Source organism: Prevotella multiformis (assembly GCF_018127985.1).
Classification (GTDB): Bacteria; Bacteroidota; Bacteroidia; order Bacteroidales; family Bacteroidaceae; genus Prevotella; species Prevotella multiformis.
The window spans coordinates 1,108,736-1,125,767 of record NZ_CP072358.1; the positions used below are offsets into that span (position 1 = coordinate 1,108,736).

15 protein-coding genes are annotated in these 17,032 nt (G+C 55.3%); 7 read left to right on the top strand and 8 right to left on the bottom strand.

All coding sequences use genetic code 11. The features are described 5' to 3' along the window. Window positions 1-450 precede the first annotated feature (450 nt). Both J4864_RS10575 and recF read right to left on the bottom strand, forming a co-directional pair. A complete protein-coding gene (locus tag J4864_RS10575) occupies window positions 451-741 on the bottom strand; it encodes a DciA family protein (RefSeq protein ID WP_007367414.1) in 291 nt (96 codons plus the stop codon). 5 nt (window positions 742-746) lie between these two features. Further along, window positions 747-1,853 carry a DNA replication/repair protein RecF gene (gene recF, locus J4864_RS10580; protein ID WP_211814851.1) on the bottom strand — a complete coding sequence of 369 codons (1,107 nt, stop codon included), beginning with the start codon at window positions 1,851-1,853 and terminating at the stop codon, window positions 747-749. A gap of 274 nt (window positions 1,854-2,127) precedes the next feature. On the opposite strand from recF, the gene J4864_RS10585 reads away from it, so the two are divergent. The 3 genes from J4864_RS10585 (at window position 2,128) to trmB (ending at window position 5,066) form a co-directional block, all read left to right on the top strand. Then, window positions 2,128-2,802 (top strand): tetratricopeptide repeat protein, encoded by a 675-nt coding sequence (locus tag J4864_RS10585; RefSeq protein ID WP_007367417.1) that lies wholly within the window; start codon window positions 2,128-2,130, stop codon window positions 2,800-2,802. A 6-nt stretch (window positions 2,803-2,808) separates the two neighbouring features. Further along, window positions 2,809-3,285 carry a 6,7-dimethyl-8-ribityllumazine synthase gene (gene ribH, locus J4864_RS10590; RefSeq protein WP_007367418.1) on the top strand — a complete coding sequence of 159 codons (477 nt, stop codon included), beginning with the start codon at window positions 2,809-2,811 and terminating at the stop codon, window positions 3,283-3,285. Window positions 3,286-4,268: 983 nt separating this feature from the next. Further along, the gene (gene trmB / locus J4864_RS10595) at window positions 4,269-5,066 is read left to right on the top strand and encodes a tRNA (guanosine(46)-N7)-methyltransferase TrmB (protein ID WP_007367421.1); all 798 of its coding nucleotides are present in this window, start codon (window positions 4,269-4,271) and stop codon (window positions 5,064-5,066) included. A 188-nt stretch (window positions 5,067-5,254) separates the two neighbouring features. Here trmB and J4864_RS10600 read toward each other — a convergent pair whose 3' ends face one another. From J4864_RS10600 to J4864_RS10620, 5 genes are all read right to left on the bottom strand, one after another. Continuing rightward, window positions 5,255-6,358 (bottom strand): bifunctional methionine sulfoxide reductase B/A protein, encoded by a 1,104-nt coding sequence (locus J4864_RS10600; protein WP_007367422.1) that lies wholly within the window; start codon window positions 6,356-6,358, stop codon window positions 5,255-5,257. 200 nt (window positions 6,359-6,558) lie between these two features. Further along, window positions 6,559-7,491, bottom strand: a complete 933-nt coding sequence (trxB, locus tag J4864_RS10605) for a thioredoxin-disulfide reductase (RefSeq protein WP_040554493.1) — start codon at window positions 7,489-7,491, stop codon at window positions 6,559-6,561. A 227-nt stretch (window positions 7,492-7,718) separates the two neighbouring features. Then, window positions 7,719-8,339 (bottom strand): deoxynucleoside kinase, encoded by a 621-nt coding sequence (locus J4864_RS10610; protein WP_007367424.1) that lies wholly within the window; start codon window positions 8,337-8,339, stop codon window positions 7,719-7,721. A 149-nt stretch (window positions 8,340-8,488) separates the two neighbouring features. Continuing rightward, window positions 8,489-9,103, bottom strand: a complete 615-nt coding sequence (locus J4864_RS10615) for a deoxynucleoside kinase (RefSeq protein WP_007367425.1) — start codon at window positions 9,101-9,103, stop codon at window positions 8,489-8,491. 83 nt (window positions 9,104-9,186) lie between these two features. Then, window positions 9,187-10,656 carry an alkaline phosphatase family protein gene (locus J4864_RS10620; protein WP_211814852.1) on the bottom strand — a complete coding sequence of 490 codons (1,470 nt, stop codon included), beginning with the start codon at window positions 10,654-10,656 and terminating at the stop codon, window positions 9,187-9,189. Between the two features lie 114 nt (window positions 10,657-10,770). On the opposite strand from J4864_RS10620, the gene J4864_RS10625 reads away from it, so the two are divergent. Beyond that, a complete protein-coding gene (locus J4864_RS10625) occupies window positions 10,771-11,415 on the top strand; it encodes a helix-turn-helix transcriptional regulator (protein WP_211814853.1) in 645 nt (214 codons plus the stop codon). A 663-nt stretch (window positions 11,416-12,078) separates the two neighbouring features. On the opposite strand, the gene J4864_RS10630 is transcribed toward J4864_RS10625, so the two are convergent. After that, window positions 12,079-12,987, bottom strand: a complete 909-nt coding sequence (locus J4864_RS10630) for a DMT family transporter (RefSeq protein ID WP_211814854.1) — start codon at window positions 12,985-12,987, stop codon at window positions 12,079-12,081. Between the two features lie 284 nt (window positions 12,988-13,271). Here J4864_RS10630 and J4864_RS10635 point away from each other — a divergent pair, with 284 nt between their 5' ends. From J4864_RS10635 to J4864_RS10645, 3 genes are all read left to right on the top strand, one after another. Beyond that, complete coding sequence (locus tag J4864_RS10635; RefSeq protein ID WP_211814855.1) at window positions 13,272-13,961, top strand: peptidylprolyl isomerase; 690 nt, start codon at window positions 13,272-13,274, stop codon at window positions 13,959-13,961. 349 nt (window positions 13,962-14,310) lie between these two features. Beyond that, a complete protein-coding gene (locus tag J4864_RS10640) occupies window positions 14,311-15,915 on the top strand; it encodes a sugar phosphate nucleotidyltransferase (RefSeq protein ID WP_211814856.1) in 1,605 nt (534 codons plus the stop codon). A 162-nt stretch (window positions 15,916-16,077) separates the two neighbouring features. After that, a complete protein-coding gene (locus J4864_RS10645; RefSeq protein ID WP_211815419.1) occupies window positions 16,078-17,013 on the top strand; it encodes a CDP-alcohol phosphatidyltransferase family protein in 936 nt (311 codons plus the stop codon). Window positions 17,014-17,032 lie beyond the last annotated feature (19 nt).

A 17,032-nucleotide genomic window follows, 5' to 3' on the forward strand; every position in this document is an offset into this window, starting at 1 on the left:
GAATCCTGTCGTGCCTCAAACTATTTCTTTCGTATGAAAAGTCCGTTCCATGCTTGATTTTTGGTTCGCGCCTCACGGCGTTCCCCAATCATCTTGCATCTTTGTTATCCTTTATGCAATCTTCTTTGCTACCTTGAACTAATAACCTAATGTCTGTTATCTGAACAATCTCTTTTGTTCTACCTTAAACTAAATAACTAAAAACCTAAATCTATTACTACTAACCTAAACAATCTATTTATTTGTCTTTTGACGGTGCAAAGGTACGATTGTTTGCGCACACATCAAAATTATCCAGCACAAATTACAATTATTTTAATATTTATTGACCTGCGTCAATACTTATTGTCAGAAAACAGGGGCCATGCGAAAGAGCTGCAACAGTTTTTCACCATCCGGCCGACCGTCTGTCCGAGTGTCCGCCTCCGGGAGGCGGACGCAAGACGGAAGTCAGTAGAACCGGACTTCCGTAATGACCATGGAGCCGACGGCCGCATTCAGTTTCTTCACCAATTCCGACTGCATCATGCAGAGGTCTGCACGCAAGGCAGGGTTCTGTATCTTCACGAACAAGGTCTGGTTCCTGATAAACTTCCCCTGCGTGTACCGTGCCACGGCAGCTCCCGCCACGGTGTCCCAGGCATCGACAAGCCGCTTCTGCAGCAGAGGGGCTTCCAGTCCGCCCTGTCTCAGAAACTGATTGAGCACGTCTCCCAACGGCTGCACTTTCCGTCTGAACATGATCCTCAGTCCTCCCGCTGATTGATTTCTCCGTTTTCGACAGAGAACAGTTTGTAATCAAATCCACTCCCCTGCAGAATCCGGTCCAGGTGATCCCGGTTGGTATCGGTAATGAATATCTGGCCGAAGTCATCGCCCGAGACAAGCCGCACGATCTGTTCCACCCTGCTGCTGTCGAGCTTGTCGAAGATGTCGTCAAGCAGCAGCAGCGGCGTATTGTTGCCGGATGTGCGGTGCAGGAAATCAAACTGTGCGAGCTTCAGAGCCAGTACGTAGGTCTTGTTCTGTCCCTGACTCCCCTCGCGTTTCATCGGATAGCCTCCGAGCTTCATCACCAGGTCGTCCTTGTGCGTGCCGTGCAGGGAGAACCCCATGATGCGGTCTTTGGCGCGGTCGCGCTGTATCACGTCCAGCAGACTGCCCCGCTGACAATGCGAGACATACTCGAGCGAGACCTGCTCCCGGTTGCTGCAGATGGTCTGATAGATGCGTTGGAAGACCGGTGTAAGCTCCTGTACAAAGGCTTTCCGCTTCCGGTAGAGCGTCTCTCCATGCTCGGCCATCTGCATTTCGAGCAGTTCCATAAGCGTCGGGTCGGGCTCTTCCTCCTGCTTCAGCAGGCTGTTGCGCTGCTGCAGAGCCTTGTTGTAACGGCCGAGAGCTTCTATATAAGGTGTGTCATATTGCGAAATGACGACATCCATCAGCCTCCGCCTCTCCTCGCTGCCCCCCTCGATCAGTGCGGCGTCAGCAGGCGATACGAATATCAGCGGCACCTTTCCGATATGCTGGGACAGCCGTTTATACTCCTTTCTGTTCCACTTAAAGTGCTTCTTCGTGCCGCGCTTCATCCCGCAGTACACCTGTCCCTGCTCACCGGCATCCGTGGTGTAGTTCCCCTCCAGCACGAAATAATCCGAATCATGGCGTATCACCTCGGAATCCTTGGGATTGAAGGCGCTCTTGCAGAAAGAAAGATAATAGACCGCATCCAGCAGGTTGGTCTTTCCCTCTCCGTTCCGACCGATGAAACAGTTGAGCCTGGCAGACAGATTCAATGTGGCCGCCTGTATGTTCTTGTAGTTTATGATGGATAATTTGTCTAATTGCATCGTCTTTGATTTTGAGGAATAAGAAAAAGACCGCAGCTGGCCGCTGTCGCCGTTCCTCCGGAGCGTGAGACCAGCGGCGGCGGCACACCGCCGGTTTCCGGACGGCCGATTGCCGGACAGCCCTTTCCCGACCTCTGCAAAGATAGTTCATTTCCACCCAATAAAAGAAAAAAGTCGTTGATAAATTTCAATATATGCGACTTTTTCACTAATTTTGTCGCGCTATAATGCACGCCCCGCAGCTTAGATAAAAATAAATACATCAATAATAAAAATGGCAAAAAAACAAGAACAGGGTACATACGAAGAAACCCTTAACCATTCGGAAGCCGTCTTCTTGAAATACAAGAAGCAGCTCCTTATCGCTGTCGCAGCGCTCATCGTTGTCGTGGCAGGTGTCATCCTTTACAGGAACTTCATCTCAGCGCCGCGCGAGGCGGAGGCCAGTACAGAGCTGGCAAAGAGCCAGATGCTCTTCAACGGACAGCAGTACGACCAGGCGCTCACCGGTTTCCAGAAGGTACAGAGCGACTACAGCAGCACAGCTGCCGGCAACCTTGCCAACCTCTATGTGGCACTCTGCTACGCCCATCAGGCCAAGCCGGACTGGGCAAAGGCACTGGAGAACGCCGAGAAGTTCAGCACGTCCGACGACGAGATGATCAGCCCGGCATCCCAGATGGCACTAGGCGACATCTATGCCAACAACAACCAGAACGACAAGGCGGTCGACTGTTTCAAGAAGGCTGCCAAGATGGCCGATGCGGAGGCTGCCGACGACACCAACCTCAGCATCGCACCGCTGGCACTGCGCAAGGCGGGCATTCTCCTCGAGAGTGAGGGAAAGAAGGCCGATGCGCTCGAGATCTATAAGGAGATCAAGAAGAAGTATGTCAACTCTCCTGTCTATCAGGATATTGACAAATACATTGAGCGTGCCTCCAACTAAACCGTCATGGCAACAGAACTTCATCACTTATCCGACTACGATGCACAGAGCGTACCTGACGCGAGCAACATGTGCTTTGGCATCGTCGTAGCCGAGTGGAATCCGGAAATCACCGATGCTCTCCTTGACGGGGCCGTCAAGACACTTGAGAAGCATGGCACTCTCCCGGAGAACATCCACATCAAGACGGTTCCCGGCAGCTTCGAGCTGATCTACGGAGCGCAGCAGATGACCAAGAACGACGGATTCGATGCCGTCATCATCCTCGGAAGCGTCATCCGGGGAGAGACTCCTCACTTCGACTATATCTGCGAGGGGGTCACCTACGGCATTGCGCATCTCAACGCCACACAGAACATCCCCGTCATCTACGGGCTGCTCACCACGGACGACTTGCAGCAGGCAAAGGACCGCAGTGGCGGAAGGCTCGGAAACAAGGGGGACGAATGTGCAATTGACGCCATCAAAATGGCTAAGTTCTAAGATCAAGGATGGAAAGACAGAAGGCGGCAGAGACGGAATCATCCGTTTTCTGCTGCCTTTTTTGATTCTTCTGTCAAGTGCATAGATTGGAAATAGAAGAAAGGCCTATGCACTTGCAGGGCATGACTGTCCGAAAGCAGATGATCTTGCAAAGGAGGATAAACTGAAAGATAAAATACAGGAAAGGCAGATAGAAGCGATGTCTGACCATCAGCCTGTCTTTCTGTCTTCTACGAACAACCTATTCTCACATCATCGGTGTTTGTAAACTGTTTTCATGCAATGCAAAGCAACACATGCTCTTTTGGCTTCTAACAGATGCCTGATTGACTTGCAACAGGTGCTCTTTCAGCGTGTTACTAACGCCCTTTTGAAGTCCAATCAGGCACCTTTTACAAACGACTTGATAACCTGTTGATTTACCGAAGTTTACGAACCTGCTTTTTGCACGTGTCTTTTTTATATTTGCAGATGATTTGTCTGAAATTATGTAATGGTTTTTCAAAACCTTGTCTGTGTTTTCAACATATTAAATTGGAAAGGCTGTTGTATCGGAGGATGATGATGGAATAGCCGGTTGACGGCCCTGGCTATGTTTTTGTTGAATGAATCACTTCGGTTCTTCCGTCAAAGCCATGCGAAAAGCATCTGTGCATTTAACGGAAGAACCCTTTTTCTGCTGTCCAGCTTCCGTTGCGGCTGTGTTCGGACAGACAGGGCAATGATCTGTTTCAGCCGGTGGAGACGATGCGTTCTTTTCTGGAGGCCTGATTGTTTCCGGCTTGTCCGTAGACGGTTCTGTGCTTCCCGGCATATTGGCTTGGGGAAGTGCGGCTGCTGGAAGCTGTATGTGCAGACGGTCACGGTGAGGAGAGAAAGGCGTTTGCCGAAAGGACTTCTCCGTAGGAGGCGATGCGGGCGATGATGCGATAAAATCGGCCGTGCCTTTTCTCATTCCTTAATTTTGTTGTAACTTTGCAGCCATGAGTAAAGGTAAGTTGCAGAAGTTTGCGGAGATGGAGACATTCAAGAATGTCTTTCAGTATCCTTTCAGTGTCATCAGTGAAGTCCCGTTCGGGATGAAAGGATCCTGGCGTGAGCAGTATTTTCATAATGACAACCCGATTGTACTTGAACTGGGATGTGGCAAAGGCGAATATACCGTCGGGCTGGCACGTGTCTATCCGGACATCAACTTCATCGGCGTAGACATCAAGGGCGCACGCATCTATACCGGTGCCAGGCAGGCTCTGGAGGGCGGCCTGGACAATGTGGCGTTCCTCCGAACGAGCATCGAGGTCATCGACCGTTTCTTTGGCGAGGACGAGGTACAGGAGATATGGCTTACATTCTCGGATCCGCAGATGAAGAACGTACACAAACGCCTGACGTCGACATTCTTTATGGAACGTTACCGGCGTTTCCTGGTGGATGGAGGGATCGTGCATCTGAAGACAGACTCGAATTTCCTCTTTACATACACGACCTATATGGTTCAGGCCAATCATCTTCCTGTTCTTTACCGGACGGAAGACCTGTATGGCAATACGCTTGAAGGAGACAGGGCGGCAGCGCATCTGATGGACGAGAAGACACGTGAAATCCTGGGCATCCACACCTATTATGAGAACCAATGGATTGACCGGGGACTGGATATCAGGTACATGAAGTTCCGCCTGCCGCAGGCCGGTGTGCTGGTGGAGCCCGATATTGAGATAGAACTCGACGACTACCGGTCGTATAAGCGTCCGAAACGCAGCGGTCTGACGACAAGCAGATAACGTTTCGTTGGCCGCTCCCGCCGCTGGCGGATAAGGCGTCTGAAGCGCAGGAAGCTGACGGCAGGCAGATAACCGGGCGCGGACGGTCCGGTCCCTGTTCAGGAGAGGGCTTCCGGGAGAACAGGTGAAAAAAACAGCGATCGGTCGCCCAAGGGCATCCGATCGCTGTATTACGTTCCGGGTGTTCTCTATTTCTTCATCTTCGCCTTGCGGGCATACTCGAAGAGTGCCTGCGGGAGGTGGCAGTAGCCTGAAGGATGTTTGTCGAGATAATCCTGGTGATACTCCTCTGCCTTATAGAAATTCTTCAGGGGCTTCACCTCGACGGCGATCTTCCCGCTCGTCTGTTTCTGCTCTTCCGCAAATACCTTTCTGATTGTGGGGAGGTCGGCCGGATCGGTATAGTAGATTCCCGTGCGGTACTGCGTCCCCCGGTCGTTGCCCTGTCGGTTCACACTTGTCGGGTCGATGGCCTTGAAGTATAAGCCTAACAGGAACTCCAGGCTGATGACTTTCGGGTCGTAGGTGATGTGGACGGCTTCGGCAAACTGCGTCTTGTCCGTACATACCTCTTCATAGGTGGGGTTCTTGATGATTCCGTTCGCATAGCCCGCTTCCGTGGCCGTGACACCTTCTATCTGCTTGAGATAGTGCTCTGTTCCCCAGAAGCATCCGCCTGCGACATAGATTTCTTTCATGGGTCTTACTAAATGGATGTAGGCTCCGTAGCCTTCAGCCTTCATCTTCTCAAGTGGGATGAAGCGCAGCGAAGCACTGTTGATACAATATCTTTTTCCGCCGGTCTCGGCGGGGCCGTCGTCAAAGACATGCCCCAGATGCGCCTTCCCGGTCTTGCTTCTCACTTCGGTGCGCACCATTCCGTGTGAAGTGTCCGTATGGTCGGTGACGAGGCTTTTGTCGATGGGCTTGGAGAAAGCCGGCCATCCGCATCCTGAATCATACTTGTCTGCCGATGAGAAGAGCGGCTCGCCTGTCGTGACATCCACGTAGATGCCTTCTCTGAACTCATGGTCGTACGCATTGGTGAAAGGACGTTCGGTGGCTGCCTGCTGCGTGACGGCATACTGCTCCGGTGTAAGGGTCTTACGCAGTGTGGCATCGTCGGGCCGGGTGAATCTCGTCTTGGAGACGGCTCCGGAATCGGTCTGTAACATATTCGTGTTAGGTTTGGTTGTGCAGGATGCCGCTCCGGTCATCAGGATGCCGCAGCCCGCTGCCTCGGCGAGGACGGGTAAGGCAAGACTGCACAGGATGGATAGGATGTTGCGCATAAGTCGGTGGAATTAAGTTGTTTGTCTGAATGGAGAAAGACCGAGACGGAGCGGCAGGACCGGCTGCCGGCCTGCTGCGGTCTTGAAACGCTGTATGGCACAGGCAGGGATATACGGCTCGTACGTCCGTTGTCGTCTTTCTTTACGTCCGCATGGATCCTATATCCCTGCTGTCGGAGAGAATCACTTGGAGGGATTTTCTACTGTTTCTGCAGGAAACGGTCCGCCTCAATCGCTGCCATGGCACCGGTGCCGGCTGCCACGACTCCCTGCCGGTAGGTGGGGTCGGCTACGTCGCCTGCTGCATAGACACCCTCGATGCTGGTGGCGGTAGATTTCGGACGGGTGACGATGAAGCCCTGGCCGTCCGTCTCCAGCTGTCCCTTGAACAGTTCTGTGTTGGGAGTGTGCCCGATGGCGAGGAAGAAGCCGTCGATGTCGATATCGTACTTCTCCTCGTTCTCCTCGCCCTTGAAGCGGACGAGGTGCGCTCCCTCGACGCCGTTCTCACCGAAAAGTCCCAGCGTGTTGGTATTGTAAAGTATTTCGATGTTCTCTTTCTCGGTCACGCGTTTGCGCATGATTTCCGCAGCACGCAGGTAGGGCTTCCGCACGATCATGTACACTTTCTTCGCCAGTCCGGAGAGATACATGGCCTCCTCGCAGGCTGTGTCTCCACCGCCGACGACGGCTACCGTACGCTTGCGATAGAAGAAGCCGTCGCAGGTGGCACAGGCACTGACACCCTGTCCGCGGTACTTCTCTTCGTCTGGCAGCCCAAGGTATTTCGCACTGGCACCGGTGGCGATGATGACGGTCTCTGCCTCGATCTTGTTGCCGCGTTCGTCTTCAAGGTGGAAGGGACGGCTGCCGAGGTCGGCCTTTACGATGGACCCGTCGCGGAGGTCAGCACCGAAAAGTGCAGCCTGCCGGCGCATTTCGTCCATCAGCTGGTTGGCATCTATGCCTTCGTGGAAGCCCGGGAAATTCTCGACGAGGGTCGTAGTCGTCAGCTGTCCGCCCGGCTGCAGTCCGGAGTAGAGTACTGGCTGGAGGTTGGCACGTCCGGCATAGATGGCTGCGGTATAGCCTGCAGGCCCGCTGCCGATTATCAGGGTCTTTACTTTTTCCATACTTGTATAATCGTGTTGTGCGCCCTTCTGGGACAGTATGTCCTGTCCGCAGGGCGGGTTCATACTTTGTAATCGTTACAAAACAAATATCATGCCAAAAGTATCCGCCGGCCGTTCAGGGTGCGGACAGGCGATGAGGGAGGAACGGATGGCAGGAGCATGGGGGGAGTCCCGGTACAGGGCCGGCCTGCTCTGCGGCCGCCTCTCGGTTGGAGGGTGGGGCATCCTTACTCCATTGGGAACAGTCCGAAGAGGCGGTCGTCGATGATGTCCGTGACGCGCTTGAAGTCCTGCGGATTCTCTTGGAAGTCGGTCGTGTCGCCGTCTACGATCATCAGATGTCCCTTGTAGGTCTTGATCCAGTCCTCGTACCGCTGGTTCAGTCCCCGGAGGTAGTCTATGCGCATCGTCTGTTCATAGTCCCGTCCGCGCTGCTGGATATGGTCGATGAGGCGGGGGATGGAGCAGCGGATGTAGATCAGCAGGTCGGGCAGCTTGACCAGCGAGAGCATGAGGTCGAAGAGATCCGTGTAGTTCTTGAAGTCGCGTTCGGACATCAGCCCCATGTCATAGAGGTTGGGCGCGAAGATGCGTGCGTCCTCGAAGATGGTGCGGTCTTGTATGATGGTCTCTTCCGAGCGTGAGATCTCCACGATGTCGCGGAAACGCTTGTTGAGGAAGTATATCTGCAGATTGAACGACCAGCGGGTCATGTCTTTGTAGTAATCTTCCAGGTAGGGATTGTTGTCGACCGGCTCGAAGTGGGCTTTCCATCCGTATCTTCTGGCGAGCATCTTCGTGAGCGTTGTCTTTCCGGCTCCGATGTTTCCGGCAATGGCTATGTGCATAATGTATGTCTGTGAATCCCCTTCTTCCTGTCAGCTTCTCTCGGGGAGAGCCTTCGGTGTCGGGGCGTGAGATTATTGTTTCTTGTCTGTTGTGTAATGGCGATGCCCTTCTTCGTCTTTTGGCATCCCTCCGGAAAAGAGGTCGGAAGTCAGAACAGTCCGAAGAGTTCCCGGTCTATTTTGTCGGTGATGAAGCCGAAGTCTTTCGGCCGGTGCTGATAGTCGAGCCTGTCGACATCGATGGTCAGGACACGCCCTTTGTACTTGTCCCTGATGAACTCGTCGTAGCGTCTGTTGAGGCTTTCGAGATAATCCAGGGGCATTTTCTGTTCGTATTCCCGTCCCCGTTTCTCTATGTTGGAAACGAGGTGGCTGACCGAAGACCGGAGATAGATCATGAGGTCGGGGAAGCGGACGGCATCCGTCATGTCCTCAAACAGTTCCATGTAGGTCTCGTAGTCACGGTCGTCAAGGTTGCCCATGGCGTAATTGTTTTCCGTAAAGACGTAGACCCCTTCGTAGATGGAACGGTCCTGCACGACCGATTCTCCGCTTTGCCGTATTTCCAGCAGATCTCTGAAGCGTTCTTTCAGGAAGAACACCTCCATGGGGAACGACCAGCGTTTGATGTCTTTGTAATAATCTTCCAGATAGGGATTGTAGTCTACCGACTCGAACCTCGGCTTCCATCCATATCGTCTGGCCAGCATGGTCGTGAGTGTCGTCTTGCCACTCCCTATGTTTCCTGCGATTGCAATGTGCATAAGTATAGGGTCTGCATGCCGCCTCGCCTCCTTCGCCGGGAAGGATTCCGTGGCGTGCCGTGCAGAGAAAAGTTGTTTGTAATTCAGTAGGTGTATCTTGCTGTTCCTATACAGCCGTTTGGCATCTGGATATGCAGCATGGCGCAGACTGTCGGTGCGATGTCGACGATATGTGTCTCCGTATTCGTCGAACCGTGTTTCACGTGCCATCCGTAAAGCAGGAAGGGAATGTGTGTGTCATAGGGGAACGGCTGCCCGTGCTGTGTTCCACGGAAGGCCGGGTCGTCCTTCCCGCCGAAGAACTGCGGACGGGTGACGACACCGATCTCTCCGGACCGTCCGCGGAAGTACCCGTTTTCCATGCGTTCCTTGATCCATTCCGGCATGGTCGTCCCCGTCACTTTCTCTTCGTCGAAGACATAAAGGAACTGCGGGTCCTTCTTCAGCCAGTCTACCGATTCGTCAATCACCTCCTGCTTCTTCTTTCCAGCAGCGGCAATCAGTGAGTCGTTGAAGTAGATCTGGTAATTGTCCTCGCTCATTACCGGACTGATGCCGAACTTCCCCTGCAGATAGGCGTTAAGGTCTGTTACGGTCTGCTTATAGTCCCATCCGCCGGCCGGGATGCGATGCTCACGCATATAGTTGTAGTTGTGTGCAGCGCCGTGGTCAGCCGTCAGGAAGAGCAGATAGTTTCCCTCGCCCACTTCCTGGTCAAGTGCTTTAAGGAACTGTGCCAGGTCCCTGTCCAGCTGCATGTATACAGCATGGTTCTCCTCGCCCCGGGTAGAGTATTTGTGTCCGATGATATCCGTCGAAGAGACGCTCACGGTGAGCATGTCCGTCTCCTTCCCCTTGCCGAGCCGCTCGTTCTTCAATGCCGCTTCTGCCATCTTGAAGGTCATCGTCACGCCCTGCGTCGATCCTTTGATGTCGAATCGGGGAGCGGTATGGTTCTTTCTGTTGAAGTCCTCGACCCACTGCGGCAGCCTGTCCATGTAAAAGGTAGATGTGACAAAATGTCCTGCCGAGGTGTCCCACCAGTAAGCACCGTCAGCCGCATGGCCGGCCGGCAGGATGGAGGCACGGTCCTTCAGCGCCACGCCGATCACCTTCGACCGGAAGTCGGTTGCGGTCTGCAGCTCGTCGCCGATGGTGGAGGTGAGCATCCGCCGCGGACTCATCTGTCCTTCCCGGCTGTCCGAACCGACGCTCTTCACGGTCCTGTCCTCACAGCAATAGACGCTTTTGTCATCTTGGTAGAAATAGTTTCCTGCAATGCCTGTAATCGCAGGGACGGACCCTGTGAATATCGAACTGTGTCCGATGGCGGTCACCGTCGGTGCATAGTTGATGTGCGTGTTCTCGAACGAGAAGCCATGGTCGAGCAGCCGGCGCAGGCCGTCGTTCTCATATTCGTCATAATAGTAGTAGAGATAATCCCAGCGCATCTGGTCGACAACGAGCCCGACGACGAGCTTCGGCCGTTGTATCTGTGCGCCGGCGGCAGCTGCCATCAGCAGTCCGGCTACGAGGAAAAGCAGTTTCTTCATTTCAGGTAATGTGTTTGAATGATGTTGCAAACTTACAATATTTTTTTTATATTCTCGATTATTTTCCCTACTTTTGCACTCTCCGGCAGGATAAAACAGCAGGAAGGAACAAAGATGAAACAGATCATCATAGCGGACAATCAGGATATTACACGGGCGGGGCTGCTCCATGTCCTCTCACGCATGGGAGAGGTCTCCTGCCGGGTGGCAGCCGGCAAGTCTGAACTGATGCACCGGCTGAAAGCGTGTCCGGAGGCCGTCGTGATACTGGATTATACCCTGTTCGATTTCTCCGGTGCGGCCGACCTGCTCGTGCTCGGGCAGCGTTATCCGCTTGCACACCTGGTACTCTGGAGCGAGGAACTCAGCGTCGGTTTCATCCGCAGCGTTGTCAGTGCCAGCGGTCTGGTAAGCGTGCTTATGAAGGATGCGAAGCTGCCGGAGATAGAACAGTGTCTCGACTATGTGCTGCACGGACGGCGTTTCCTCTGCCAGCACGCCGCCGGCCTGCTCCTGACCCCTGCGGAGACTCCTGACAGGGAGACGGTGAAGCTGACGAAGACCGAGACCGAAATCTTGAAGGAGATCGCCCTGGGGATGACGACCCGAGAGATAGCCGAGAAGCGTTTTTCGTCATTCCATACGGTGAATACGCACCGTAAGAACATCTTTCGCAAGCTGGGGGTCAACAGTGTACACGAGGCCATGCGCTATGCCATGCGGTCGGGACTGGTGGATGCTGCGGACTATTGCATCTGATCGTCCCCGGGTGTCGTCCTGAACGGCGGCGGGCGTTCCCGTCTCCCTCTGGTTCTTCTCCAAGCGGGGAAGCGTGTCGTTTCCCCTTTCTCTCAAAAAGGTTTCCCCTGTGATGGCCGTACCTTGTCAGCTGCTCCACGATGGGGGGCGTGTGTTTTGTCCTTATAATTTACTTCCCTTTTCCCTGCGGTGTCCTGCCAAGTCTCTCCTCTTCAATTCGCATGGGGAATATTTCAGATACAGACTTCCCGGACTTTTCAGGCTTTTTGCAACCCGCTTGTAGACAATGAGATAAGAGGTTCTTTTCAAAAGGTGCTTCCTTGCGGTGCAAACAGGCGTTGGTAAGCGCCCAAGTAAGCACTGATTGGAACGCAATCAGGCGTTGGCTGGAAGGCAAGTGACCGTTGGTTGTTCTCCTGCCTGCCGTTCCCGTTCTTCCAGAAAGGGTTCGTCGGGACGGGAAAAGAGGTTTGACGGCCTCGGAATGTAAAGTTGTTTTACCCGTTGCGTGCAGCCGGTCTTTCTGCTCCGGTTCTTTCGTCGGATGGAAGCCGCATGGCGTGGAGGCCGGTTCTCCGGGCCGGTTCTGCAGGAGGAAGAGGCGTTGTCCGTAAGGGTTGCAGAGAGAGGTGCGTACAGGCTGCCGGGCTGCCCGGGGGAGACCTACTTGCTGATAAGGTATATCCCGCCTGCCGCCAATGCTCCGGCTATTACGTATTTCAAGTAGAAAACCTCACCGAGGCAGAGGCAGGAGGTGACGGCCCCGACAACCGGAATCAGGGAATTGTAGATGGCTATCCGGCCGACAGGATTGCAGGTGATCAGTTTGTTGTAGAGCGTGAAGCCGAGGGTGCTGATGGCGATGAGCAGCAGCAGGCAGACGATGCCCGGCGCGGTGATCTGCGGCAGGCTGCCGCCCAGCAGCAGTCCCGGGACAATCAGCAGCGCTCCTCCGATGGCGAGGCTGTATCCCGTACCGACAAACACGTCGATGCGTTTCCCCAGTCCGCGGGTGAGCAGTGAGGCCGATGCGCCGCAAAGCGCATTGAGGATGATCATGCCGTCGCCCAGCCAGGTGAACCGTCCGCTCTCCGTCCCTCCTAAGTTCAGCGACAGGATGCCGGAGAAGCCGACGATGCAGCCGATGATCTTCTTCACCGTCATGCGGTCGCTCTTGAAGAAGATGCAGGCAAGGATGACGACGGAAAAGACGCTCAGCGAGTTGAGGATGGCTGCCCGGGAACCTTCGCTGTGGGAGAGTCCGAAGTAGAAGAAGGCATAGTGCAGGGTGGTGTTCAGCAGGCAGAAGAGCAGGATATACCACCAGTCGGCCGGCTTCCTCACGTGGAAGTCCCGTCGGCCGGCACCTGCCATGCCCAGTATGATCAGCCCCGAAAGGCAGAACCGGATCCCTGCAAAGAGCATTTTCGCCCCCGTCATGCCGGAGGTGATGCCGAATGCGGCAAATCCCGACTTGATCAGCGGATAGGCCCATCCCCATGCTGTGGCAGCCGTGAGGGCGAAGACGGTCACCCATAACGGACGCTGGAATATACTTTTCTTTTGTGTCATTTCTGTTCTGTCTGATGTCCGGCGGTGTCAGCGGCCGGTGTCCGGTCCGTCAGGGATGACAAGGCTTCCCTGCCCTGTCCCCGTTTCTGGAAAACAGGCCTCTGCCGGTCTGCCGCCGTGATGGAAATTCCGCGGGGACTGTCCCCCGGACTCCTTGATGGAGCGTGCAAAGTTACTTCCTTTCCCTGATATATTGCAGGTCTGCAACGTTTTTTATCCTTTCAGTATTAGGATATTCGTCCTGAAATGCTTATCTTTGCCGGGAATTGATATTTATGAAAACGATGAAGAAGATTTTGTGTTCTTTGGTTCTGGCCTTTTCCGCAGCCTGTGGCTGGGCGCAGGCACCGGCCGACACTTTGCGCCATGAGGTGCTGCTCGAGACGGACAGCGGCAACATCCGCATCCAGCTTTACAACGAGACCCCGCGCCATCGTGACAATTTCCTGAAGCTGGTACGCAGCGGAGCATACAACGGCGTGCTGTTCCACCGTGTCATCAAGGACTTCATGATACAGACGGGCGATCTGGGATCGAAGACGGCGAAGCCCGGCGAGGCCGTGGGGGATACGCCGGAGACCTGTTCGATCCCGGCGGAGATACATTATCCTGCGCTGCTCCATCGCCGGGGCGCCGTTGCGGCGGCGCGCGAGCCTGATGATGTCAATCCGAAGTGGGAATCGTCGGCTTCCCAGTTCTACATCGTATGGGGAATAAAGTTCTCTGACGGACAGCTCGACTGGGCGCAGGAGCGGCTTGACGCACATACCGGCGGAAAGGTGAAGATGACCCCGGCTGTGCGTGAGATCTACAGGACGGTGGGCGGAACGCCCCATCTGGACGGGCAGTACACGGTCTTCGGGCAGGTACTGGAGGGACTGGAGGTCGTGGACCGCATCCAGCGGCAGGCCGTCGATGCGAATGACCGTCCGCTGGCAGACACGCATATCCGCAGGGCGACCGTCCTAAAATAGTACGGAAAGGGAAGGCTTGTCCGGCCGTTTTCCGTCTTTCCTTCCGTGGATCCCGTCGGTGCTTCGGTTCGCTGGATGACGACCGCCGGGGATGTCGGCCGCCTGTTGCCCGGCAGCCGCCTCAGGAAGGGAAGAAGGAGGGACTTGCGCCGGCGGGCGTGCGATGCCGTTGCCGGTGCGATCGTACCGTGGAAAGCTGCGGCGGGATGGCATGTGCCGGGCTGGCTGCGCAGAGCGGTTCTCCGTTTGCGGACGGTTCCGCAGAGCGTGCAGCGCCTTTGCAGGCAAGGAGCCGGCTTTTCGGACGGAACAGATGTGGTGACCGGATAAAACAGGTAATTTTAAAGTAATGAAATTCGCTATAATCGCTGCCGGAGACGGTTCAAGACTGGCACTGGAGGGGATAACCGACCCGAAGCCGCTGGTAAGGGTGGGGGAGGAACGGCTCATCGACCGGCTGGTCAGGATCTTCATGGCGAATGGTGCTGCGGAGATCGTCGTTGTCTGTAACAGGCATCTGCCTGCCGTGGCACGCCATCTGTCGGTCATTCAGCGGGAAGGCCTGTACGGACAGCCTGTCCCGCTGCGTTATGTGACACGGTCTACTCCCAGTTCGATGCACAGCTTCTATGCTTTACGCACGTTCCTGCAGGGGGAGCCGTTCATCCTGACAACGGTTGATACGGTCTTTGACGAGCGGGAGTTTCACGATTATGTGTCGTCTTTCCAGGACCGGACAGCCCGGGGGGCGGATGCGCTGATGGGCGTCACGGATTACATCGACGACGAGAAACCGCTCTATGTGGATGTTGACGGCGATATGCGGGTCAGGGGGTATTACGACACGGCTCGTCCCGGTTTCCGTTTTGTGTCAGCCGGCATCTATGGTCTGACCCCCGGGACCCTCTCTGTTCTGGAGCGTTGCGTGGAGCGGGGAGATAGTCGGATGCGCAGTTTCCAGCGTGCCCTTGTTGCGGACGGGCTGCGGATAGAAGCTTATCCGCTGACACAGGTGTTCGACATTGACCATGCAGAAGACATACGGAAGGCGGCTCTGCGCTCGCCTTCTCTTCAGAAAGAGAAAGGGGGGATCGCCGCAGGCTCTGTCCCTGGCGACAGGGAGAGGATTCTGCTGGTACAGCGTGCAGAACGCTTTTCTCCTAACTCGGTAGGGAAGGATCTGGCGATTTTGCAGGAGGTCGGACGGATTCTGGGGAACGTAAGCATCGTCCGCGAGGAAGAGCTGGCGGCTTTCGGAGGCCACGGTGGTCAGCCGGTTCCCTGGAGTCGGCCAGTGTCGTCAGCGGCCGGCGGCCGGATCTTCTCGATGGCGCGCAGCGCTGAAGCACTGGACAGGCTGGAGCGGTTGGAGAAGGAAGGCATGCGGGTTCTCAACCCGACGGCGGGTGTGCGGGCCTGCAGCCGGAGCAATATAGAGAAGGTGATGCGTGAGAATCATCTTCCTCTTCCGCCTGACGAGGGGCCGGACGGCTACTGGGTGAAGCGCGGAGATGCCGCCGCACAGTGCAGGGAAGACGTGTGTTTCTGCCGTGATGAGCATGAACTGCTGCGGGCAAAGGACCGTTTCGTGCAGCGTGGCGTTCGGGAGGTCGTCGTCCAGGCGCACGTGAGAGGAGACCTTGTCAAGTTCTATGGTGTCGAAGGAACCGGTTTCTTCCGTTGCTGTTACCCCGGCGACGATGACGAGACCAAGTTCGGCGATGAGCGTCTGAACGGCAGGCCGCATCATTACCCGTTCTCTTCCCGCAGCCTGCAGGCGGATGCGGAGAAGCTGTCGCGGCTGCTGCATACGGCGGTGTACGGCGGGGATGCCATCGTCACACGCAGCGGCGACTACGTGATTGTCGACTTCAACGACTGGCCGAGCTTCTCCCGGTGCAGGGAGGAGGCGGCAAGGGCGATTGTAATGTTGTCTGAAAACGCTCGCCCATAACAGCTTTTAATTCTTCAAGAACCTATGGCAAAGAATCGACAGGACGGACCTGCGCTCCCCCTCTCTCTGGAGGAAGAACAGGTCGTTTCAGTACAAAATCAGGGCGACGGAACCGTCCGCCGCACGGGGTTCCGTTCTCTTCTCCATGCTTCCTTCAAGTCCATGGACACCGAGGAATGGCTGGATGTTCATTTCACACGTCCCATCGGACTGGCGTTTGCCTTGCTGTGGTATCGCCTGGGGGTGACTCCCAATGCCGTAACCATTCTGTCTATCTTCCTCGGAGTAGGGGCGGGTGTCATGTTCTTCTTCACCGATACGCTGCATAACGTGCTGGGCATTCTCCTGCTGATGCTGGCAAATTTCTGCGATTCGACAGACGGTCAGCTTGCCCGGCTCACCCGGCAGCAGTCGATGAAGGGGCGTTGTCTGGATGGCTTTGCCGGTGACGTGTGGTTCTTTGCCATCTATCTCGCCCTGGTGTTTCGTCTGTGGGACCGGCATGTGCCGTATACGGCGGAGACATGGGGCGTCCTGGGGCTGGGACTGGCGGCCGTGGCGGGTCTGTTGTGCCATTCCCCCCAGAGTTCGCTGAGCGACTATTACCGGCAGATACATCTCTGTTTCCTGAAAGGAAAGGAGGGCTCCGAGCTGGACACATACGCCCGGGAACACGCCATAGCAGAGGGATTGAAGGGGAAGGAAGGGGCTTTCTGGGACCGTGCCTTCCACGGCAATTATCAGCATTATTGCCGGAGTCAGGAGCGCAGGACCCCTGCTTTCCAGCAGTTCCATGTGGCCTTGATGCGACGGTATGGCAGTATCGGCAATGTACCGCAGGGGATGAAGGATCGTTTCCTGGCCGGCAGCCGTCCTCTGATGCCCTACACGAATTTCCTGACCTTCAATAGCCGGGCGATCCTCGTTTATGTGACCTGCCTGCTGGACTGTCCGTGGGTTTATCTCTTGTGTGAGATTACAGTGTATAATGTGTTGTATGTCTATATGCACAGACGGCATGAAGCGCTGTGCAGGGAGCTGACCCGCTCTCTTCCGCCTTTCTCCGGTAAAGAGGTAGAGCATGCCGGGGTGCGTTGACCGGGACATGGTCTTGCCG

What these genes read in the sequence shown, in the direction of transcription:
- J4864_RS10575 (WP_007367414.1), bottom strand. Translation starts at nt 741, where the DNA reads ATGTTCAGACGGAAAGTGCAGCCGTTGGGAGACGTGCTCAATCAGTTT.
- recF (WP_211814851.1), bottom strand. Translation starts at nt 1,853, where the DNA reads ATGCAATTAGACAAATTATCCATCATAAACTACAAGAACATACAGGCG.
- J4864_RS10585 (WP_007367417.1), top strand. Translation starts at nt 2,128, where the DNA reads ATGGCAAAAAAACAAGAACAGGGTACATACGAAGAAACCCTTAACCAT.
- ribH (WP_007367418.1), top strand. Translation starts at nt 2,809, where the DNA reads ATGGCAACAGAACTTCATCACTTATCCGACTACGATGCACAGAGCGTA.
- trmB (WP_007367421.1), top strand. Translation starts at nt 4,269, where the DNA reads ATGAGTAAAGGTAAGTTGCAGAAGTTTGCGGAGATGGAGACATTCAAG.
- J4864_RS10600 (WP_007367422.1), bottom strand. Translation starts at nt 6,358, where the DNA reads ATGCGCAACATCCTATCCATCCTGTGCAGTCTTGCCTTACCCGTCCTC.
- trxB (WP_040554493.1), bottom strand. Translation starts at nt 7,491, where the DNA reads ATGGAAAAAGTAAAGACCCTGATAATCGGCAGCGGGCCTGCAGGCTAT.
- J4864_RS10610 (WP_007367424.1), bottom strand. Translation starts at nt 8,339, where the DNA reads ATGCACATAGCCATTGCCGGAAACATCGGAGCCGGAAAGACAACGCTC.
- J4864_RS10615 (WP_007367425.1), bottom strand. Translation starts at nt 9,103, where the DNA reads ATGCACATTGCAATCGCAGGAAACATAGGGAGTGGCAAGACGACACTC.
- J4864_RS10620 (WP_211814852.1), bottom strand. Translation starts at nt 10,656, where the DNA reads ATGAAGAAACTGCTTTTCCTCGTAGCCGGACTGCTGATGGCAGCTGCC.
- J4864_RS10625 (WP_211814853.1), top strand. Translation starts at nt 10,771, where the DNA reads ATGAAACAGATCATCATAGCGGACAATCAGGATATTACACGGGCGGGG.
- J4864_RS10630 (WP_211814854.1), bottom strand. Translation starts at nt 12,987, where the DNA reads ATGACACAAAAGAAAAGTATATTCCAGCGTCCGTTATGGGTGACCGTC.
- J4864_RS10635 (WP_211814855.1), top strand. Translation starts at nt 13,272, where the DNA reads ATGAAGAAGATTTTGTGTTCTTTGGTTCTGGCCTTTTCCGCAGCCTGT.
- J4864_RS10640 (WP_211814856.1), top strand. Translation starts at nt 14,311, where the DNA reads ATGAAATTCGCTATAATCGCTGCCGGAGACGGTTCAAGACTGGCACTG.
- J4864_RS10645 (WP_211815419.1), top strand. Translation starts at nt 16,078, where the DNA reads ATGGACACCGAGGAATGGCTGGATGTTCATTTCACACGTCCCATCGGA.